General features: G+C 62.3%; 20 protein-coding genes. 7 read left to right on the top strand and 13 right to left on the bottom strand.

Features of this window, described 5'->3' with window-relative positions; translation table 11 throughout:
- From ccmD to ccmA, 4 genes are read right to left on the bottom strand one after another with little or no spacing between them, the layout of a single operon-like run.
- On the bottom strand, positions 1-174 hold the full coding sequence (ccmD, locus tag VFG26_RS05450; RefSeq protein ID WP_325023033.1) for a heme exporter protein CcmD: 174 nt from the start codon (positions 172-174) through the stop codon (positions 1-3).
- A 3-nt stretch (positions 175-177) separates the two neighbouring features.
- Positions 178-945 carry a heme ABC transporter permease gene (locus VFG26_RS05445; protein ID WP_325023031.1) on the bottom strand — a complete coding sequence of 256 codons (768 nt, stop codon included), beginning with the start codon at positions 943-945 and terminating at the stop codon, positions 178-180.
- A 57-nt stretch (positions 946-1,002) separates the two neighbouring features.
- On the bottom strand, positions 1,003-1,668 hold the full coding sequence (gene ccmB / locus VFG26_RS05440; RefSeq protein WP_325023029.1) for a heme exporter protein CcmB: 666 nt from the start codon (positions 1,666-1,668) through the stop codon (positions 1,003-1,005).
- Positions 1,665-2,288, bottom strand: a complete 624-nt coding sequence (ccmA, locus tag VFG26_RS05435; RefSeq protein ID WP_325023027.1) for a heme ABC exporter ATP-binding protein CcmA — start codon at positions 2,286-2,288, stop codon at positions 1,665-1,667. The genes ccmB and ccmA overlap by 4 nt, the downstream gene beginning before the upstream one ends.
- A 236-nt stretch (positions 2,289-2,524) precedes the next feature.
- On the opposite strand from ccmA, the gene acnA reads away from it, so the two are divergent.
- Positions 2,525-5,239, top strand: coding sequence for an aconitate hydratase AcnA (acnA, locus tag VFG26_RS05430; RefSeq protein ID WP_325023025.1), 2,715 nt, complete (start codon positions 2,525-2,527; stop codon positions 5,237-5,239).
- Positions 5,240-5,295: 56 nt separating this feature from the next.
- On the opposite strand, the gene VFG26_RS05425 is transcribed toward acnA, so the two are convergent.
- Positions 5,296-5,871 (bottom strand): tyrosine-protein phosphatase, encoded by a 576-nt coding sequence (locus VFG26_RS05425; protein ID WP_325023023.1) that lies wholly within the window; start codon positions 5,869-5,871, stop codon positions 5,296-5,298.
- Between the two features lie 252 nt (positions 5,872-6,123).
- On the opposite strand from VFG26_RS05425, the gene VFG26_RS05420 reads away from it, so the two are divergent.
- The gene (locus tag VFG26_RS05420; RefSeq protein ID WP_325023021.1) at positions 6,124-6,885 is read left to right on the top strand and encodes a DUF1223 domain-containing protein; all 762 of its coding nucleotides are present in this window, start codon (positions 6,124-6,126) and stop codon (positions 6,883-6,885) included.
- 19 nt (positions 6,886-6,904) lie between these two features.
- On the opposite strand, the gene VFG26_RS05415 is transcribed toward VFG26_RS05420, so the two are convergent.
- The gene (locus VFG26_RS05415) at positions 6,905-8,986 is read right to left on the bottom strand and encodes a M3 family metallopeptidase (RefSeq protein ID WP_325023019.1); all 2,082 of its coding nucleotides are present in this window, start codon (positions 8,984-8,986) and stop codon (positions 6,905-6,907) included.
- A 461-nt stretch (positions 8,987-9,447) separates the two neighbouring features.
- Between VFG26_RS05415 and VFG26_RS05410 the strand changes: the two genes are divergently transcribed.
- Positions 9,448-9,825 (top strand): DUF2794 domain-containing protein, encoded by a 378-nt coding sequence (locus tag VFG26_RS05410; RefSeq protein WP_325023017.1) that lies wholly within the window; start codon positions 9,448-9,450, stop codon positions 9,823-9,825.
- Between the two features lie 188 nt (positions 9,826-10,013).
- On the opposite strand, the gene VFG26_RS05405 is transcribed toward VFG26_RS05410, so the two are convergent.
- From VFG26_RS05405 to VFG26_RS05395, 3 genes are all read right to left on the bottom strand, one after another.
- Positions 10,014-10,775, bottom strand: a complete 762-nt coding sequence (locus VFG26_RS05405) for a Bax inhibitor-1/YccA family protein (protein WP_325023015.1) — start codon at positions 10,773-10,775, stop codon at positions 10,014-10,016.
- Positions 10,776-10,878: 103 nt separating this feature from the next.
- Positions 10,879-13,455, bottom strand: a complete 2,577-nt coding sequence (locus VFG26_RS05400; RefSeq protein WP_325023013.1) for an ABC transporter permease — start codon at positions 13,453-13,455, stop codon at positions 10,879-10,881.
- Positions 13,452-14,162, bottom strand: coding sequence for an ABC transporter ATP-binding protein (locus tag VFG26_RS05395; protein ID WP_325023011.1), 711 nt, complete (start codon positions 14,160-14,162; stop codon positions 13,452-13,454). Before VFG26_RS05395 ends, VFG26_RS05400 begins: the two co-directional genes overlap by 4 nt.
- A gap of 167 nt (positions 14,163-14,329) precedes the next feature.
- On the opposite strand from VFG26_RS05395, the gene VFG26_RS05390 reads away from it, so the two are divergent.
- Positions 14,330-14,950 carry an arylesterase gene (locus VFG26_RS05390; protein ID WP_414653264.1) on the top strand — a complete coding sequence of 207 codons (621 nt, stop codon included), beginning with the start codon at positions 14,330-14,332 and terminating at the stop codon, positions 14,948-14,950.
- Between the two features lie 53 nt (positions 14,951-15,003).
- Complete coding sequence (gene thpR / locus VFG26_RS05385; RefSeq protein ID WP_325023007.1) at positions 15,004-15,576, top strand: RNA 2',3'-cyclic phosphodiesterase; 573 nt, start codon at positions 15,004-15,006, stop codon at positions 15,574-15,576.
- Positions 15,577-15,590: 14 nt separating this feature from the next.
- On the opposite strand, the gene VFG26_RS05380 is transcribed toward thpR, so the two are convergent.
- A complete protein-coding gene (locus tag VFG26_RS05380; RefSeq protein WP_325023005.1) occupies positions 15,591-16,565 on the bottom strand; it encodes an NADPH:quinone oxidoreductase family protein in 975 nt (324 codons plus the stop codon).
- Positions 16,566-16,618: 53 nt separating this feature from the next.
- Between VFG26_RS05380 and VFG26_RS05375 the strand changes: the two genes are divergently transcribed.
- Both VFG26_RS05375 and VFG26_RS05370 read left to right on the top strand, forming a co-directional pair.
- Entirely contained in the window at positions 16,619-17,125 is a 507-nt protein-coding gene (locus tag VFG26_RS05375) for an RNA methyltransferase (protein WP_325023003.1), read from the top strand.
- On the top strand, positions 17,125-17,646 hold the full coding sequence (locus VFG26_RS05370; RefSeq protein ID WP_325023001.1) for an invasion associated locus B family protein: 522 nt from the start codon (positions 17,125-17,127) through the stop codon (positions 17,644-17,646). The genes VFG26_RS05375 and VFG26_RS05370 overlap by 1 nt, the downstream gene beginning before the upstream one ends.
- 11 nt (positions 17,647-17,657) lie before the next feature.
- On the opposite strand, the gene VFG26_RS05365 is transcribed toward VFG26_RS05370, so the two are convergent.
- The 3 genes from VFG26_RS05365 to VFG26_RS05355 all read right to left on the bottom strand — a co-directional run bounded on the left by VFG26_RS05365 (position 17,658) and on the right by VFG26_RS05355 (position 20,408).
- Complete coding sequence (locus VFG26_RS05365) at positions 17,658-18,305, bottom strand: Smr/MutS family protein (RefSeq protein WP_325022999.1); 648 nt, start codon at positions 18,303-18,305, stop codon at positions 17,658-17,660.
- Positions 18,302-19,438 carry a murein transglycosylase A gene (locus VFG26_RS05360; protein WP_325022997.1) on the bottom strand — a complete coding sequence of 379 codons (1,137 nt, stop codon included), beginning with the start codon at positions 19,436-19,438 and terminating at the stop codon, positions 18,302-18,304. Before VFG26_RS05360 ends, VFG26_RS05365 begins: the two co-directional genes overlap by 4 nt.
- Positions 19,439-19,652: 214 nt before the next feature.
- Complete coding sequence (locus VFG26_RS05355; protein ID WP_325022995.1) at positions 19,653-20,408, bottom strand: Tim44/TimA family putative adaptor protein; 756 nt, start codon at positions 20,406-20,408, stop codon at positions 19,653-19,655.
- Positions 20,409-20,642 lie beyond the last annotated feature (234 nt).

Below are 20,642 nucleotides of genomic sequence, written 5' to 3'. Positions count from 1 at the left end.
TTAGCGTACTCCCACCGACCCGCGGCGCCTCACGCCCTGGCGTTCCAGCGCGTCGAGATCGGAGTGCTGCTTCCGGCCATCTGCGATGAGCCAGACGATGAGCCCGGCGACCGTCACCGCAACCGCGGCGTAGGAAACCCAGATGAACGCGGCGTGCGGTCCAAGATCAATCATGACTTACTCCGCTGCCCCTTGAGTCGTGGCGTGCGCCGCGAGCCGGTCGCGACCGGCCACAGCCTGAGTTCTAAGCGCCTTCACCCGCCGCCTGAGAATTTCGTTTCGCATCGCTTTCAAATGCATCGCGAAGAAGAGAAGCGTGAAAGCGGCAGCCATCACGAGCAGCGGCAGCCGCATGCTGGGATCAACGGTCGAGGTGAAATCCGTCGAAGGCTGGTGCAGCGTATTCCACCAATCGACCGAGAATTTGATGATCGGCAAAATCGTGACGCCGACGAGCGCCAGGATCGCCGTCAGCTTCGCCGCCGCGCCCTCGTCTTCGAGCGCCGAACGCAGCGCGATGAGCCCGAGATAGAGGAAGAACAGGATCAGCACCGACGTCAGCCGCGCGTCCCACACCCAGTAGGTGCCCCACATCGGCTTCCCCCAGAGCGAGCCCGTCAGCAGCGCCAGAAACGTAAAGGCGGCCCCGAGCGGTGCCGCGGCCTTTGCCGACACATCGGCAAGCGGATGGCGGAACACCAGCAGCCCGAAGCTCGATACCGCGATCACGCCATAGACCATCATCGAAAGCCAAGCGCATGGCACGTGGATGTACATGATCCGCACGGTCTCGCCCTGCTGGTAGTCGGCAGGCGAGTCAATGAACGCCAGATAGAGCCCGTAGGCCAGCAGGATGGCGGACGCCGCCGAGATCCACGGCAAGAGGCGCGCGGATAGCTCCATGAAGCGGGTCGGATTGGCGAGGCGTTGCGTCAGTGTCTGCATATGCGGCATCTAAGGCTTTCGGAAGAAACGCGCAATGAAGGCGCAGATTACATTTACTTACTGAAGCTGAACCTTCAGTGCGGCAGCCGCAGCAAGCGGCCCCAGGACGATTGTTGTGAGCGAGATCGCCGCCAGGATGAGGAATGACGCCCCGAACCCGGATGGCCCAGCGCCGGCGGCCACCGCGGAAATGCCGAAGATCAAGGTCGGCACGTAGAGCGGCAGCACGATGACCGCCAAAAGCAGGCCGCCGCGCCGCGTCTTCATCGTCAACGCCGCCCCGATCGCGCCGAGAAAGCTGACCGCGGGCGTACCGAGCAGCGTCGTTGCAACCAGAACGGGATAGGCCGCCAGATCTAGGTTTAAGAGAATGCCGAGCACCGGCGCCATGATGGCGAGCGGAATGCCGGTTGTGATCCAATGCGCCAGCGACTTGGCGACAGTAACCAATTCGAGCGGAAGAGGTCCTGTCGCGAGCACATCGAGCGTCCCATCTTCGTAGTCCGCCTCGAAAATCCGGTTGAGCGACAACAGCGCCGCGAGCAGCAATGCGATCCACAATATGCCAGCCGCGATCCGCGCCAGCAGATTGAGATCGGGCCCGAGACCGAGCGGCATCAGGGATACGACAACGAGAAAGAACCCGAGCGCCGTGCCGATCGCGCCGCCTTCGCGGATCGCAAGCCTCACGTCTCGTTGAAGGAGAGCCAAGAAGCTCTTCAAGCCGCCACCCTTTGCGCTGCGAGATTGAGCGTGCGCACGCGTTCGAGGGCTAATGGCAGATGCGTGGCGATCACCGCAAGGCCTCCGCTCTGCGTGTGCTCGTTGACCGCCGCGACGAGCCGTTCCGACGAGGCCGTGTCGAGTGACGATGTGGGCTCGTCGAGCAGCCACAACGGCCGCCGAGCCACGAGAAGCCGGGCGAGCCCAAGCCGGCGTTTCTGCCCGGCCGACAGGTACGCGGCGGGAAAATCGCTGAGATCCTCGAGCCCAAAATGCCGGAGCGCCGCTTCGGTCCGCGGCGCAGCGCTCTCGCCCGCATCGAGATACGCATTCCAAAAAGCGGCATTCTCCGCGACCGACAGGCTCGATTTGATGGCGTTCGTGTGCCCCACGACGTGCGCCTGCTCGCCCACCGTCAGCTCAGCATCGCCGCCGTCCAGCCGGATGTGGCCGCGAAACGGCCGGATGTAGCCAGCGAGCGTGCGAAGCAAGGTTGTCTTGCCGACCCCGTTGGCGCCGGTCAAAAGGAGCGCTTCCCCGGCTTTGACGGCAAACGACAGCCCGTCGATGACCCGGCGCGATCCCCGATCTATGACCAAGTCTTCGGCAATAAGCTGCACAGCGATGAGATTCCGTGACGGGGGATTGAGCAAGACAGGGGGCTTTGCGCGCTAATTTGCCCGTCTCGCGCTTAGTGCTTTCTTTTTCGAGCGATTATATAGAAGGCACGTTATATCCTTCGCTAGCGCAAAAGCGAGGGGTCGCGCGGACCGACGAGCTCGTGCCGCGGGACATCCTCGACCCGCCGGCACTCCGGCGGCGCAGCCCTTCGTCCTAATCCCTCGGAGGCCTGACCTTGAGCGCCCTTACACCCGCTTCAGACGACAGTTTCAAATGCCGCAAGACCCTCACGGTCGATGGCAAGGACTACGTTTACTATTCGCTGCCCGATGCGGAAGCGAACGGCCTGAAAGGCATCTCTCGCCTTCCCTATTCCATGAAGGTTCTGCTTGAGAACCTTCTGCGCCACGAAGATGGCCGCTCGGTCCGCAAGGCCGACATAGCCGCCATGGCCGCCTGGCTCGACAATAAAGGCAAGACCGAGCAGGAAATCGGCTTCCGCCCCGCCCGCGTCCTGATGCAGGACTTCACTGGCGTCCCTGCCGTTGTCGACCTCGCCGCCATGCGCGATGGCATGACGAAGCTCGGCGGCGATCCGACCAAGATCAATCCGCTCGTTCCCGTCGATCTCGTCATCGACCACTCCGTCATCGTCGATGAGTTCGGCACGCCCAAAGCGCTGGCCGACAACGTCGCGCTCGAATACGCGCGCAACGGCGAGCGCTATAACTTCCTGAAATGGGGCCAGGGCGCGTTCCAGAATTTCCGCGTCGTGCCGCCCGGCACCGGCATCTGCCACCAAGTCAACCTGGAATATCTTTCGCAGACGGTGTGGACCGCCGAGACCTCCGACGGCCAAACCGTCGCCTACCCCGATACGCTCGTGGGCACCGACAGCCACACGACGATGGTCAACGGCTTGGCCGTTCTCGGCTGGGGTGTGGGCGGCATCGAAGCCGAAGCCGCAATGCTCGGCCAGCCGCAGTCGATGCTGATCCCGGAAGTCATCGGCTTCCGCCTGACGGGCAAGCTCAAGGAAGGCGTCACCGCGACCGACCTCGTGCTGACGGTCACGCAGATGCTGCGCAAGAAGGGTGTCGTCAACAAATTCGTCGAATTCTTTGGGCCCGGCCTCGATTCGATGACGCTCGCCGACCGCGCGACGATCGCCAACATGGCGCCCGAATACGGCGCAACCTGCGGGTTCTTCCCCGTCGATAAGGAAACGCTGAACTACCTTACGATGTCGGGCCGCGACAGCCACCGCATCGCGCTTGTCGAGGCCTACTGCAAAGCCCAGGGCCTCTATCGCGAGACGGGCTCTGCCGATCCGGTCTTCACCGATACGCTCGAACTCGAACTGGGCGACGTCGTCCCCTCGATGGCGGGTCCGAAACGGCCTGAAGGCCGCATCGCGCTCAACGACATCAAGAGCGGCTTCGAAACGGCGCTTGCCGGCGAATACAAGAAGCCTGGCGAACTCGCAAAGCGCGTTCCCGTCGAAGGCGAAAACTACGACATCGGCCACGGCGACGTCGTCATCGCCGCGATCACGAGTTGCACGAACACGTCGAACCCCAGCGTCTTGATCGCAGCAGGCCTTCTCGCCCGCAACGCCGCCAAGCTCGGCCTGAAGAGCAAGCCGTGGGTGAAAACATCGCTCGCGCCGGGATCGCAGGTCGTCGCCGCCTACCTTGAGAAGTCGGGCCTGCAGCCCTATCTCGATGAGATCGGCTTCAACCTCGTCGGCTTCGGCTGCACCACCTGCATCGGAAACTCCGGCCCGCTTGCAGCGCCGCTTTCGAAAGCGATCAACTCGAACGGCATCGTCGCCGCCGCTGTGCTCTCGGGCAACCGCAACTTCGAAGGCCGCGTGAGCCCAGACGTGCAGGCGAACTACCTCGCCTCGCCGCCGCTCGTCGTCGCCTACGCGCTTGCAGGCTCGGTGCAGAAGGACCTCACCACCGAACCGCTTGGGACCGACAGCACCGGCAAGCCCGTCTTCCTGAAGGACATCTGGCCGACGACGCAGGAAATCCAGAAGTTCATCGCCGAGAACGTCACGCGCGAAATGTTCAAATCGCGCTACGCCGACGTCTTCAAGGGCGACAGCAACTGGCAGGGCATCGCAACGAGCGGCGGCTTGACCTACGGCTGGAACGGCGCTTCGACCTACGTCCAGAACCCCCCCTACTTCACGTCCATCTCGCGTGAAGCCAAGCCCGTGAGCGACATCGTCAACGCGCGCATCCTGGGCCTCTTCGGCGACAAGATCACGACCGACCACATCTCGCCCGCCGGTTCGATCAAAGCGGCGAGCCCGGCCGGCAAATATCTCCTCGACAACGGCGTGCAACCGGCCGACTTCAACCAGTACGGCACCCGGCGCGGCAACCACGAGGTGATGATGCGCGGCACGTTCGCCAACATCCGCATCAAGAACCACATGGTGAAGGATGCGAACGGCAACGTGAAGGAAGGCGGCCTGACGATCCACTATCCCTCGGGCGAAGAAATGCCGATTTACGACGCCGCCATGAAGTATGAAGCCGAAGGCGTGCCGCTGGTTGTTTTCGCTGGCATCGAATACGGCAACGGCTCATCGCGCGATTGGGCGGCCAAGGGCACGAACCTCTTGGGCGTCCGCGCCGTCATCGCTCAATCGTTCGAGCGTATCCACCGCTCGAACCTTGTCGGCATGGGCATCGCCCCGTTCGTCTTCACCGAAGGCGCTTCATGGCAGTCGCTCGGCCTCACCGGGGATGAACGAGTCACCATCCCGGGCCTCGCGACCCTGAAGCCGCGCGAAGTCGTAACGCTGACCATCACGCGCGCGAACGGCACCTCGGTGCCCGTACCCGTGCTCTGCCGCATCGATACGCTCGACGAGCTCGAGTACTTCAGAAACGGCGGCATCCTGCACTACGTGCTGCGCAACCTCGCAGCTTGATGCAATACCGGCTCCTGCGGTCCCCATCGAAGTGGGGCTGCAGGAGCTTTCCTATCTCAGGAATTGGGATAGCCGAGCCGTGGCTCCAGCCGCTCGAAGGTCGTGGACATTGCCCATCCATGTGTCAGGGGCAGTCCGATATGGCCGTAAAGAATTGACAGCTGGAGTTCCGCCGACCATTCGTCCGCATGCTTGACCCACGCGAGATAGAGCGCGGAGGCAAGCCCGGTTCGATCCGCGCCGCCATCGCAATGAATAAGAAGCGGCTTTGGCAACGACGCGAATAACGCGAACAGCTGAGACACGGTCTCGTCGTCCAGCGCGCGGTCGGCCTTCAGCGCAAGATCGGCATGCGCCAATCCGTTGCGCGAGATCGCGGCCATCTCGTCCCGGTACCAGCGCTTATCGGGATTTGCGCCGCGCAGATTGAGTACGGACTTGATGCCGTAGTCGTGCACATAGCGATCGATGTCGCCCCCACGCGGCTGGCCGGACCGGTAGAGTTCTCCCGCAACGACCTCGTGGAAATTGCCTCGCCCGAACTGCACACCGGCGTACGCGGCTGCCGTCGCAACAAAGACCCCCAGCACCACCAGAATACCGCGAGCGAAGGAGAGGGATCTTTTTGGCATATGTGACCGGGCGTTGCGCGTAGCCGAGGAAGTGAGGTGGGTGGCTTTTAAAGCCTCTTGTCGAATTGGGGAAGCTGTACCCGCGCGATGTGCAACGCACCAGGCGGGCGCCCGCGCATCGAACCGTTCCCCGCAGTTCTCCCCCAGTGTCACAGGTTCGTGAGATTACTTACCTGCGTTTCACTTTATCCAAGAGCTACAATAAGTTGAAACAGATTGGACTGCTGATCGAGGCGGCATCGGGTAAATCGAATGCGTTATCGCGAATTTCTGCTTGCTGTATTTGTGGCCGCCATCGGCGCCCTGCCCGCGTGGGCGCAGGAGGTCCGCATCGATCCGTCCGCCGACAAACCCATCAAAGGCGTGATCGAACTCTTCACCAGTCAGGGGTGTGCCTCGTGCCCGCCCGCCGACGCACTTCTCAAGACGTTTGCGGACGATCCATCGATCATCGCACTCTCTCTGCCCGTCGATTACTGGAACTATCTCGGCTGGAAAGACACCTTCGGCTCGCCGCGCAATTCCGAACGTCAGCGCAATTACGCACGCAACCGCGGCGACGGCGCGATTTTCACGCCGCAGGCCATCGTCAACGGCGTGACCCCCGTCAACGGCGGGTCCAAGGCTGCGATTGAAGCCGCCATCGAGGATACGCGGAAGGGCGGCGGACCCGCTCAGGTCCCCATCAGCTTCTGGCAGGAACGCAATACGCTGAACTTCGCATTGGCGGGCGATCCGCCGGGCCGCACCCCGCGTGAGGCAACGGTCTGGCTCGGCGTTGTCCAGATGACCGGGTCCGTTCCGATCAAGGAAGGTGAGAACGCCGGTAAGACGCTCACCTACACCAACATCGTCCGCGAGCTGACGCCGATCGGCATCTGGAAGGGCATGCCGCTCCGCGTGCAGCTGCCGCGCGCCGCGATGATGCAAGCAGACGTACAAAAGATCGTCGTGCTTCTGCAGGAAGGCCGCAGCGGCCCCATCATTGGCGCGACGATGGCAGGCCTCTGGTAAAGGGCCTGCCGCCGCAGCCTCAGGCCGCGAGTCCGCGCTTCTTCAAGAGACCATCGATCTTCGGCGGCCGTCCTCGAAACGCCACGTAGGCCGCATGCGGATCGCGGCGGTTGCCGGCCGAATAGATGAACTCGTGAAGCTTCTTCGCCGTCGCCGGATGAAACACGTTTCCGGTTTCCTCGAAGGCCGCGAACGCATCGGCATCCATCACTTCCGACCACAGATAGCTGTAATAGCCCGCTGCATAGCCGGACATGATGTGCATGAAGTGCGGCAGGCGGTGGCGCATCACGATTTCGTTCGGCATGTCGATTTCGCTGAGCGTCACGCGCTCGAACCCTTCGACATCGCCGACCACGGAGGGTTCCGCGGAATAAAGGGCCATGTCGACGAGGGCGGACGACGTATATTCCACCGTCGCGAAGCCCTGGTTGAAATTGCGCGCCGCGGCCAACCGCTGCCGCAAGACCTTCGGCATCGGCTTGCCGGTCTTGTGATGCAGGGCATGCTTCTCCAGAACTTCCGGCGTCGACAGCCAGTGCTCGTAAAGCTGCGACGGCAGTTCCACGAAATCGCGCGATACCGACGTTCCCGAAATCGACGGATAGGTCACGTTCGACAACAGCCCGTGCAGGCCATGCCCGAACTCGTGAAAGAGCGTGCGCGCATCGTCGAAAGACAGCAGCGCCGGCTCACCCTCAGCGCCTTTCGTGAAGTTCAACACGTTGACGATGATCGGGCTCTGCCCTTTGCCAAGCTTATGCTGAGAACGGAACGCCGACATCCACGCGCCGGAACGCTTCGTTGGCCGCGCGAAATAATCGCCCATGAAAATGCCGACATGCGCGCCCTTCTTATCCAGGACCTCCCAGACACGAACTTCAGGATGGTAGCGCGGCAGGTCCTCCCGCTCCTCGAACTTCAAACCGAAGAGACGCGTCGCGGTGTCGAAGGCCGCCGCGATCATGTGATCGAGTTCGAGATACGGCTGAAGCTTCGCCTCGTCGAAGTCGTACTTCGCCTTGCGCACCTTCTCCGAGTAATACCGCCAGTCCCACGGCATGATCGGGGCATTGTCGCCGGAATTCTGCGCCTCGGCCGCGAGCGCATCGCGCTCTTCCCTGGCCCGTTCGACAGCCTTGTCCCAGACGGCGCGCAGAAGCTCGTCCACTGCTTCTGGCGTTTTCGCCATCGTGTCCTGCAGACTGAATTCGGCGAACGATTTGAATCCCATCAGCCGTGCGTACTCACCGCGAAGCGCTACGGCTTCGGCGACGATCTGCCGGTTATCGGTGTCGCCCTCATGGGCGCCGCGCCGCGTCCAGGCATGGAACGCCTGCTCGCGCAAATCGCGCCGGCTCGAGTAGGTGAGAAAGCCTTCGACGCTCGACCGCGCGAGCGTGATCATCGCCTTGCCCGGGAAACCCGCATCCGCAGCGGCGCGTTCGGCGCTTTCCTTCAGCGTATCGGGAAGCCCGGCAATATCGTTCTCACCTTCGAGGATGAGCCGCCACGACTGCTCGTCTTTCAGCACGTTCTGCATGAATTGTGTGACGAGCGTTGCGAGCCGCGCATTGATTTCCTTCACGCGCGATTTGTCCGCCGCCGACAGCCGCGCGCCCGCGCGAACGAATTCGAGATGATGCCGCTCGAGAACGCGCAGATCTTCCTCGTTGAGCTTCAGCGCGTTCCGCCGCTCATAGAGATCGTCGATGCGTTTGAAGAGACGCTTGTCGAGCAGGATCTGCGTTTCGTGCGCAGCGAACCGCGGCGCCATCTCACGCGCGATCTCTTGAAACTCGGGCGTCGAATCCGAACCTTCGAGATTCCAGAAAACGGACGCGACACGCGACAGCTGAGCCCCGCTCTTCTCTAATGCCACGATGGTGTTTGCGAACGTGGGCTTGGCGGGGTTCTTAGCGATCCGCTCGATCTCGGCTTTATGCTCGCGAAAGGCCGCCTCGAGCGCCGGCTTGAAGTGGCGCGCTTCGATCTTCCCGAACGGCGGCATCCCGAACGGGCCGTTCCATTTGCCCATGAGCGGGTTGATAGTGGGCTTGGATTTGGGCTTCGAAGCCACCTTACGCTTTGCTGCTTTCATCCTCGATCGGTCTCTAAGCTGCCCCGGGTTTTGTAACATTATATACGCACAAAACCCGGCGACCACTAATGAAACAGTTGCAATGCACAAAGACGAAGAACCAGCGTTTCCGGCTGGTTCTTCGCTAGTCTTCTGACAATCGGGGAAGAGAGAAGCTTGGACGGGGGGACCAAGCTGTAGAAGAGGAGTTGCCTGAGAATCTCGCCTCGAAACTATGGCCCCGGGGGGCTGGGGGGCTATGAGTCCAGAGCCGGTCCTTTGAAGCTCGACGCTCCGGCAACGGTTATCTTTATTGCTATTTATTACGGCTGTTTGTGGCCCCGCCCGAGTCCTGAATTTGTCGGTCTCTGGGTCTTTCCGTGTACGTCCGACAACATCCGTTCATAACAATATGAACCATGCTCTCTTGCAATCCGCGGTCGTTGGCGCGATCTTTAAGGGCCAACAATGGACAAGACCATTTGAGCGAAACCAGCGACCCGATAGTTTTTCGCCCGCGTCCGGCGGGCAAGCCCGGAGCTTCCGACCACGCCTCGGAACCAAGCCGGCGCACCACTTTCGACCGATACGAGCTGACGGCGATTTTGGACCTCTATGGCCGCAAGGTCGCGTCCGGCGCTTGGCGCGACTACGCCATCGACCTGCTGCGCGACAAGGCCGTCTTCTCGGTCTACCGGAAATCCACTGAGTATCCGCTTTATCGCATCGAGAAGGACGTGCGGCTTGCCCGCAAGCAGGGTGCCTACAGCGTCATCGCGGCGGGCGGGCTCATCATGAAGCGCGGCCAGGATCTGAAGCGCGTCCTGAGCGTGCTTGAAGACCGCCCCGGCGTCGTCTGAGCTTAGGCGGCAGCATTTCCGGGCGCCACTGGCGCTTCCGGCCGGCTCTCGGAACGAGAGTCGGAAGCGCCAAACAAAAAGCACCGCTTTCGGCCGGCTCCCGAAACGGGAGTCGGAAGACTGAAAAATCCAACAAAAAAGGCCCCGAAAACTCGGGGCCTTTCTAATTTCGAATGTCGTCCTGGCGCTTACTCGCGGTTCGCCAATCCCAAGAGGTTCAGGATGTGGATGAACAGCGTGATGAACGAGCCGTAGAGCATGAAGGCGCCGAAGATCGACGAACGCTTCAGCTGGGCTTCGTTGCCGTAGGCAGCCTGCTCGATGTACATCGACTTGATCGCCTGCGTCTCGAACGCGGTGATGACCGAGAAGAGCAGCACGACGACAGCCGAGATGCCCATGCTGACCATCTTGCTGGTGCCGGCATCGTTGATGAAGAAGAAGCTGCCCAGCATGACGACGATCAGACCGATCGATGCCATCGACAGGAAGCCGCTCCAGCCGGTCATGTCCTTCTTGGTCGTGTAGCCGATGAGGCTCGTGGCCGCGAAGGTCGCAGCGGCGATGAAGAACGCCTGACCGACGATGCCAGCCAAGCCCATGCCGACGTACAGCGACACCATGGGAGCGATCAACGCGCCCCAGAGCGCGCAATAGAGCCAGAAGGCGCCGTGCGCGAGCGCATCGCTGTTGCTATAGAAAAGGCGCGGAGCAAACCAGCCGAGGCCGAGCACAGCCGCGAACAAGACCCACTTCATCGGGCCCAGCGCGATAGCCGCCATTACCTGCGGGTTTGCCATAAGAAGCATGACCACAACCGCGGTGCCGGCAACGCCGAGCGCCATATAGTTGTAGGTGCCGAGCATGAACGAGCGCAACCCCTGGTCGATAGCGCCAGATGTCCGTGCGCCGCCGTACGGGCTATTTGGGCGCGTAAAAACTTCAGCCATTGTCCTCGTATCCTCGTGTTTGTCCGGGCGAACCCGGTCTTGCTGTATAAGTGTGATTCCCGCTAAGGCCTTTCAAGACCCTAGAAATAAAAGAATTACTCTTTTATTCAGATCGGAGATAAGGCGCGGGCCGGGCCCGAAGAATGGCCCAGGTGCCGCAGCCTCCGAACACGGCAATCATCGCAGCGGCGACACCCAAACTAAACCCGACGGACCTCAACGAGAAGACATATTCGAGCTCCATGACCCGGGTGACGGCCACCCAGGCCACCGCGCTGCCCAAAACGATGGCCACCAGGGCGGCAATCAAGGCCAGTAGCGCATATTCCCAGGCATGGACCTCGAGGATTTGCCGCCTCCGCGCGCCGATCGTCTTCAGGATCACGGCTTCGAGAATGCGGCGGCGCTGGGCCGTTACCAGCGCACCAGCCAAAACCAGCGCCCCAGCCGTCAGCGTGACGCTGCCCGCCACCTGCACGGCCACCATGACCTTCGCGAAAATTTTGCTGAACTGGTCGATCGCATCGCGGACCCGGATCGCGCTGACGCTCGGATAAACGCGGCCGAGATCCCGCACCATCTCCGACTCGGCTCCTGACGCCCGGCCCGGCGGCAAGCGCACCGTTGCCAGAAGATTGTGCGGAGCAGCCTTCAGCGTATTGGGCGAGAACACCATGATGAAGTTCAGGGCGATGCTCTCCCACTTCACGTCACGCAGGCTCGCAACCTTCGCCTCGATGTTGCGGCCGAGCACATTGACGGTGAGGCTGTCGCCCAAGCCGAGCCCGAGCTTCTTGGCGATTTCACCCTCGAACGAGACGAGCGGCGGCCCGTTGTAGTCTTTCGCCCACCACGTCCCGGCCGAGACGGTCGAACCCTCAGGCACGGTTTCCGAATACGTGAGCCCGCGATCGCTGTTCATCACCCACTGCGTGTCGGGCGTGAACGTCATCTCTTCGACCGGCTTGCCTTTGAGCGCGACGATGCGGCCCCGGAGCATAGGCGCTTCGACCAGGCTCGCCCCGGGCACGTGCTGCAACATGCGATCTTTCAGACCATCGAAATCGGCCGGCGGAATATCGAGCAGGAAGTAATCGGGCGCCTCCTCCGGCAGCCGCTCCTGCAGGTCGGCGACGAGCGACGAATTGGCGAGCCCGACAGCCACGAGCAGCGACAATCCCGTACCGAGCGACAAAAGAACCGATCGTGTCAGCCCATCGGGCGAAGCGATGTTGCGCAAGGCAAGCGCCAAGCCGGGCCGCTTGGGCCGCGGCAGCCGCCCGGCCAGACGCGAGAGGTAGCCGCCCAGCCATCCAAAAACGGCGAGCATCACGACGAGACCGGCGATGACCCAGAGCGCAATCGAGCGCGGCTCGGAAGTCGCCACCGCCACGCCCACCAGAAGCGCGGCAAGCGCTGCCATGATCCCAATCAGCATCGGCCGCGGCCTGCCGCCCGGCGAATTGACGGAGTCGCGAAAGAGCACGCTGGCCTTCACGTTCTCCGCCCGGCCCAGCGGCCACAGCGCAAACAGCAAGGAAATGAGCGCACCATAGAGCGCAGCGATCCCCAAGCTCTGCGGCGACACCTCGATGTCGACGCGAACTGGCAAGAGATCGCCGTAAAGCGCATCGATGAGCGACGGAGCGGCGACGCCCAGCGCCAAGCCGATCGCAATGCCGATAGCCGTCATGACGGCGAGCTGAACGAGAAAGATGCCCATGATCTGCGAACCGGACGCGCCCACGCTCCTGAGCGTCGCGATCACCTTCATGCGCTTGTCGATGAAGGTCGAAACCGCGTTCGCGATGCCAACGCCACCGACGAGAAGCGAGGCGAGCCCGATCAGGATCAGAAACTGCCGCAGCCTCTCCAAAACTCTCGTGATCTGCGGCGACGGATCGAAACGGTCGCCGCTCGAAAAGCCGCCGTCCGGCAACTCGCGTGCGACCTGCGCCCGCAAATCGGCAAGCGCCTGCTTGCTGGATGCCGCCGTATCGGGAAGATCGACCACATAACGCCAGCGGATCAGCGTGCCGGGCTTGTCGAGTCCGGTCTTCTCTAGTGTCGCAAGCGAAACGAAAATGCGCGGCCCATACGTCATCCGGTCCGCCACCGCATCGGGCTCCGAGTCGAGAATGCCGCCGACCGTCACCTCTGTTTCGCCGATGCGCATCTTGTCGCCGACCTTGAGGCCGAGCCGTTCGAGAAGCATCGCGTCGGCCACGGCGCCGTCGCCCGCAATCGCCTGCGCGAAGGAGCCGCTGCTCTTCAACGTCACCTCGCCCGCGAGCGGATAGGCGCTGTCTGCGCCCTTGAGTTCGGCGAGCGCCTGATCAGACCCATCAACGCGGCGCGCCATCGTCCGCAACGTCGCCGTTTCGCTCACTTGCCCGAGGCGTTCGAAAACCTCGCGCTCGGCCGGTGTGGCGCGAACGTGCGCGCGCGCAAACATCACGTCGCCGCCGAGGATCACTTCTCCTTGCGTCACGAGGCCCGCGCGCAGCGCATCGGCCAGCGCCCCGACGGCCGCAATCACCATGACGCCCAGCGCCAGGCACGCGATGAAGATCCGGAACCCATCGAAACCGTTGCGAAGCTCGCGCAGGCCCAGACGAACGATCGTCCAAGGTCCCGCACGGCGCTGCGGGAGGGCAGCATCCAACGCCGATACCGTCATGACGATACCGCCTGGAGGACCGCGGCCGTACTCTCATCCGAAACGATCGACCCGTCCGCCATGCGAATGACGCGATCGGCCATCGCCGCGAGCTTGTCGTCGTGCGTGACGATCACGAGCGTCGCCTTGCGCCGCTGACGCAGCCCGAACAAAAGGTCGATGATCTGCCGCCCCGTGCGTCCATCGAGATTGCCCGTCGGCTCATCCGCAAAAATGATCTCCGGCGAACGGCAGAGTGCGCGCGCCAGCGCAACACGCTGCTGCTCGCCACCCGAAAGCTCCGCCGGAAAATGATCGACGCGGGCCGCAAGTCCAACTTCGTCCAGAAGGCCGCGCGCCGTCTCGAACGCGCGATCGTCGCCCGCAAGCTCCATCGGCAACGCGACGTTCTCGAGCGCCGTCATCGTCGGCACGAGATGGAACGACTGGAATACGATGCCCATCTCGGCGCCGCGGAGCGCCGCAAGCTCGTCCTCCGACAGCGGTCCAATTCTCCGCCCCGAGACCACGATCTCGCCGCTTGTCGCGCGTTCCAGACCTGCCATCGTCATGAGCAGTGAAGTTTTGCCCGATCCGGATGGCCCCACGATCGCCGCCGTCTGCCCGCGCGGAATTGCGAGCGACACGCCGCGCAAAATATGAACAGAGCCTGCGCGGCTCGTCAGTGACAGATGCACATTGTCGAGTTTGATGATGGGATCGCTCAAGGTTATGGTGCCTTGCGTTGTCTGGGGGGTTGTACCGATAGTGCGCAGTCTCTACGTCGCTTAATCAAATGCAAAACGTGTGGGGCCGAAAAATGAACGTTGAATTGTCCCGCGCGCGCGATTGGTTTGCGAAAGCGGTACTCTGCCTCACAATGGCTTTCGTCTACATGGCTCCTCCGCACACGATTGGGTCGGCCGCCGCCGAAACACGGCCGGCAACAATTCTCGCTTTCGGGGATAGTCTGACGGCCGGCTACGGTCTCAAAGCCGATGAATCGTTCCCCGCGCAGCTTCAGATGGCGCTTCAAGCGAAGGGGCACAAGGTCAACATCATCAATGCGGGTGTTTCCGGCGATACGACCTCCGGCGGCCTTGCGCGCCTCGATTGGACGCTCGAGCCCAAGCCCGATGCCGTGATCCTGGAGCTCGGAGCCAACGATGCGCTTCGCGGCGTCGACCCGAAAGTCCCCCGCGCAAACCTCGACAAGATGCTGGCGTCTCTGAAGGAGAAAGGCATTCCCGTTCTTCTGGCGGGCGCGCGGGCGCCCAACAACTGGGGACCTGATTATGCCCGCGATTTCGATGCGATTTTCCCCGACCTAGCCGCCAAATATGGCGTTCCGCTCTATCCATTTTTTCTTGAAGGCGTGGCGCTGGATCGAAGCTACACGCAGTCCGATGGACTGCATCCGACTTCGGCCGGAGTCGCTGAGGTTGTAAAACGCATCCTGCCCCACGTCGAAACGCTCGTTCAAAGCGTTGAGCACAAGCAACAGTCCGGTAACTGACCGGCACCCATGATCTCGCTAGGCTAAGGCCTCGGTTGAGCAAGGACATCGCGATGCCCCGATTGTTCACCGCCATCGAACTGCCCGACGATATTCGCGAAGAGCTATACACCCTCCGCGTGCCGCTGCCGGGTGTGCGATGGATGCTGCCGGAGAGCTATCACATCACTTTGCGGTTCGGCGGCGACATTGACAACGCGCAAGCGCGCGAATTCATTGCAAACCTGTCACTGATTGAACCCGATGGATTTGAGCTACGGCTGTCAGGGCTCGGCGCTTTCGGCGGCGATGATCCCCGCGCGATCTACGCCGCCGTCGCGCCGTCACAGCAGCTGGAAGACTTGGCGCGCGCGCACGAAAAGGCCGCGCGCAATGCCGGCCTTGGACCCGATACGCGCGCATTCAAGCCGCACGTGACGCTCGCACGGCTGAAGCATTCGAGTGCCACCGAGGTCGCGACGTTTCTCACGCGCTACAGCGGCTATCGTTCCGAGCCTTTCTACGTCACGCGCACAGTGCTGATGTCTTCCCGTCCCGGCGTCGGCGGCGGTCCCTATGGCATCGAAGACAGCTTTCCGATGCGAGGGCTAGGATTCCTCGCCGACGATAACGAGGCGAGCTGGTAGCAACGCCTAAGCGTTCAAATCGTCAGAACGACTTTTCCCGTCGCCTCACGCCGCTCCAAAACACCCAGCGCGTCGACGATGCGCTCGAGCGGATAGACGTCATGCGTGCGCGGCTGCAGCCGTCCTTCGCGAACCCACGCGAGAACCTGCAGCATGTTGCGCCGGTGCCCGGCCGGATCACGCCGTACGGCTTCGCCCCAGAACACGCCGGCCATCTCAGCGCCCCTCAGCAAAAGCAGATTGATCGAGATCTTCGGAATTTCGCCCGCCGCAAACCCAACGACCAGAAACCGCCCCTCCCAGTTGAGCGCGCGAACGAGCGGCTCCGCTGCTTCACCGCCGATGCAGTCATAAACAACGTCGGCGCCGTCGCCGTTGGTTCGCGCCCTAACTTCGGCTTTCAGATCGCAACCGGGAAACAGGATCAGCTCATCGGCGCCGGCCGCCTTGGCGACGGCACCCTTTTCCTCCGAAGATACGACCGCGATCACGCGGGCGCCCATCAGCTTCCCGATCTCGACGGCCGCCTGCCCAGCGCCGCCCGCGGCGCCCGTCACGACGAGCGTTTCCCCGGCCTTCAGGCTGCCGCGATCGGCAAGCCCATGCATGGCGGTGCCATAAGTCACCGTCAGCCCCGCCGCGACCTCCATCGGCACGTCGGCCGGAATGGGGATGAGCTTTTCGGCGTCGACCGCGATCTTTTCAGCCGCGCCGCCCCAGTTGACGTACGCCATGACGGCCTGCCCCGGCTCGACGCCGGAAACACCCTCGCCGATGCTTTCCACTGTGCCCGCAATTTCCGCGCCGGGCGAGAACGGCAGTTCCGGCTTGAATTGGTATTTGCCGCGCGTGATCAGCGTATCGGCGAAATTGAGCCCGACGGCTGCCACCCGGACGATCGCCTGGCCGGGACCCGCGAGGGGCTCCGCTATCGTCTCGACGACGAGACCTTTTGCGCCCTCAAGGCTCTTGCAAAGAGCTGCCTTCATGTGTGACGTCCCACTCGCTGGATGACCCCTCTGACACACACGAGCAGAACCCAATGTCAAGAAAAGCGACCACCTGGCCGCCGCACCCGAAGGGCTATTTCGCTATCGGCGCCGAGCGGATGTCGAAGTCGCTCAACCTCGGCAATCTGATGCGCTCTGCCCACGCTTTCGGCGCGAGCTTCACCTTTACCGTAGGCGCGACCTATAAGGCGACGGAGGCCCACGCCGACACGTCCAAAAGTCAGCTGCATCTGCCGCACTACAATTGGTCTACGCTCGACGATATGGCACTTCCCGGCGGCTGCAAGCTTGTGGGCATCGAACTTCTCGACGATGCGATCGACCTGCCGAGCTTTCGCCACCCGCTGCGGGCGGCCTATGTGCTCGGACCCGAGCTTGGCTCGCTGTCGGAGCCGCTGATCGAGCGCTGCGATTACGTCATCAAGATTCCCACTTCGTTTTGCGTCAACGTCGCCATGGCCGGCGCGATCGTCATGTATGATCGCATGAAAAGCTTGGCGCGATTCGCCGATCGTCCGATCCGCGAAGGGGGACCTTGATGGGGAAGGCAAACGTTCGCCGCGTTTTTTCTGCGACTGCCGTTCTTGTTATCGCCGGATTGAGCCCGGCGGCCTCTGCTGATCCTGTTACCGTCGTCAGCACGCATGGCGACTGGTCGCTGATGGCGGACGCCGAGGACCCGCATCGCTTCTGTTTCGTGACGAGCGAACCCAAAACGAGCGAGCCACAGAACGTACCGCGCGAAGCGCCGCGCGCCTATATCTCAGCCTGGCCCCAGAATGGCATTCGCGCCGAAATCAGCTTCCTCATGGGCTTTCGCGTCAAGAAGAATGCCCAAGGCACAGCCACGGTGAGCCCGTCTGGCTTCAAGCTCTTCGGCGCCAGCGAGCGCGCCTACGTCAGCGATTCCACGCAGGAATTGAAGCTCGTCGAAGCAATGCGGAAGGGGGCCACGATGAGCGTCGCGATCGCTTCCGACCGCGGCGTCAACGTCGTCGATACCTACTCGCTGAACGGCATCGGCCAAGCGCTGCAAAAACTCCAGGAAACTTGCTTCTAAGCGGCCGGGGCTCAGAGCCGGTTCTTCGACCGCAGATGAACGTAAATCGCGCCTTCGCCGCCGTGCTGAATGGCGGCGACCGTAAAGCTGACGACGACGGCGCGCAGTTCGGGCTCATCAAGCCAGCGCGGAACGTTGCGCTTCAGAATACCTCGCTCGCGCTCGCCATAGCCCTCATCTGAAGGCGATCTGCTTATCGTCTTTCCCTTGCCCGTAATAACAAGAACGAACCGCAAGCCGCGCCTGTGACAGCTGAACAGGAAGCTGCGCAGCGCCGCGTGAGCCTCGTCCTGACGCATACCGTGAAGATCGACTCGCGCCTCAATCTCTGCGCGGCCGCCGCGCAGCTTGCGCATGCTGTTGCGGTCGAAGAGCTGAAGATCCGGCGTTTTCGAAGCGGGCCGCGGCCGGGCCTGCGGATGCGCCTTCTCCGGCACATGCGCTGGGCGTCCTTTGGCGGCGGGCTTTTCTGCTTCCGCTGTAGGCCTTGGCCGTGGAACGCCAGCCTTGACCGCATCGCTCGCGGGATGAAAGCGCGGCTTGGCGCGTTTCAACGGCTCGATCGTCGCCGCCGTGTGCCGCCAGATTTCATGGTCGAGATCGTGGTCTTCGCTCGGGCGCCGGCCCTTGCCCCCACCGTGGCCGGGCTGCTTTTTCACGGGCCGCCGCTCGCAGTCGCGGGCGCTTGCGTGCCGGCAAGCGGCAGAAGTGCGTAGAAGTGCCCGGGCTCCTTCGTGACGCCGGCGAGCCGTCCGGCCTTGTCGCCCGTCCCGAAGAAAATGTCGCCGCGCTCCGACCCCTTGATCGCTGAGCCGACGTCATGCGCAATCATCAGCCGGCGAAAAGCCCCCGTGGGCGTCGCGTGCTTGATCTGGGGCGCATCCACATAGATCGGCGTGCCGATAGCATAGTATGAAGTGTCGATGGCAAGGCTTCTCAGAGGCTGTAGTGGAATGCTGTAGACGCCGACCGGCGCGCTGGCTTGTTCGCCCGTCAGCTCTTTGAAGAAGACATACGACCGGTTCTTCCGCATCACGGGCTTTGCCCGGGCTTCGTCGGCCTTTAGCCATTTCTTCAAAGTCTTCAACGACATCTCGTCCGCCGCCACGTGCCCCGCCTCGATCAGGAGTCGTCCGATCGACGTATAGGGATAACCGTTTTTCCCGTCGTACGTAATCCGGACTTTCTCGCCGTTCGGAAGCTCTATGCGGCCCGACCCCTGGACCTGCATGAAGAAGGCATCGACCTGATCTTTGAGATAGAGGATCTCCAGGCCAAGGCTCGAAAGGCCGCCTTCCTCGATCTGCTTGCGCGTGAGGTAGGGCACGAGCCCCTTTTCCGTTTTCCGCCGGTGCGTGAGCTTTGACGACCGGGCGCCGCGCTCGCTCTCCGAAACGATATTCACGAGGTCGGGCGGCCGCCGGTAGATCGGCACCTTGTAGGTTTCGTCCGGCGTTCTCGATCCCTTGATTTCAGGTTCGAAGTATCCCGTGAGCAGACCCCCGTTGTCGCTGCCGGCGATACGGTTCGGCCGGAAGTACGTTTCGAAAAACGCGCGCGCACCATCGCGTGTTTGCGCGTCGCCGGATTGGTCGATTGCCAAGGCGCGTGCGCAAATGTCGAGAAGCTTCTGCGGCTGACCCGCACTGCCGGGTTTCGCTGCCTTGGGCCCAGCCTTCAGCGTTGGTCCGCACGAAACGAGAAACGCCTTCCACGCGGCCAGATGATCGTCATCACGCCATCCGGGAAGCTCGTCGAAGGATACGGGTTCGAAGGATACCGAGCTCGGCATTGCAGGCGAAGCTTTGCTCTCGGAGGAATCTGTGGCGAACGCGGGAATGGCAACAGTCTGCATCCCCGCGAGACAGAAGGCCAGAGCTGACAACCGAACTGAGCTGGAGGATTTGGGCTCAAAAGCCCACAGTACGCCTGACGCACACATGACGAACATCCGTGTGAAGCGGCATACCCGCCCACACGGTCACATCGTCTCTGTTAACGTCTTGTTAATTCGGCGCCTGAGTTGCAACCAATCGCCAGTTCAGGTTGCTACGCGCCTTGGCCGTCGAAATATCGCGGCTGAAGGTCCAAATGTCGGTGACATCCGTGATCTTCTGCGCGTCGCCTGCGATCACCTCGCCGGCGCGGTCGCGCGTCGCCGAGATCAGCTCGCTCGCAAAGCGTACCGTCACCGAAGCGACGCCGTTCTTGAGATCGGCTTCCAGGATCTCGGCCCGGCGAATGCCCACGAACTGCTGTTCGACGGTTTCGCCGCGCGCTTCGCGTTCGGCGATAGCAGCGGTGAAGCCCTCATAGACGTCTTTGCTCAAGAGATCTTTCAAAGCCTTGCGATTGCCCTCCGCAAAGGCCGACACGATCATCTCGTAAGCGCGGCCGGCACCGGCCAGGAAGGAGTCCGGATCGAACGTCGGATCCGTCTTGGCGATATCGAGAAAACCTTGCGTGATGGCCGGATCCGACACCGGATAGGCGCGAATGCGCGCTTCTGCATTGGCCGCCGCAGTCTCGGGTGCGGGCGCAGGTGCCATCGGCTCCCGGTCACGGCGCGGCAGCGTAATGACGTCGGCCGAGGCTGTCTCGGTGGCTGTGCGCTGCGCGGCTTCCCGCTCCCGCGTCTTCAGGCGTTCCACGCGCTGCTCGTCGTCGTCGGTACGATGTCCAAGAACGCTACGCAGTTTTATGATCGCCGCAACAGCTACGATGATCGCAATCAGGGTAATAAGATCGAATTGACCGTTCATTCTTAAGGTCACAGCCTCCGGGTAGACGGGATTGCCAGAAAGGCTTTTGCATGATTGGCGCCACCGTAGCACCCTATCTAAGGTCGCGGATGGGCTATTTGAAGACGAAATCTTCATAGCACCTAACGGCATCGCCGTCTGCCGCCGTCGCGACCGGGCCAAATGCGTGGTTTTAGGGCGTCATGTGAATATCGTTGATCCAAAGGGGGCTGCTTCCCGATGGCGTTGGCCGCG

The organism is Hyphomicrobium sp. (assembly GCF_035687085.1).
In the GTDB taxonomy this organism is placed as follows: Bacteria; Pseudomonadota; Alphaproteobacteria; order Rhizobiales; family Hyphomicrobiaceae; genus Hyphomicrobium_B.
This window is presented reverse-complemented; position numbering and strand designations above follow the sequence as displayed.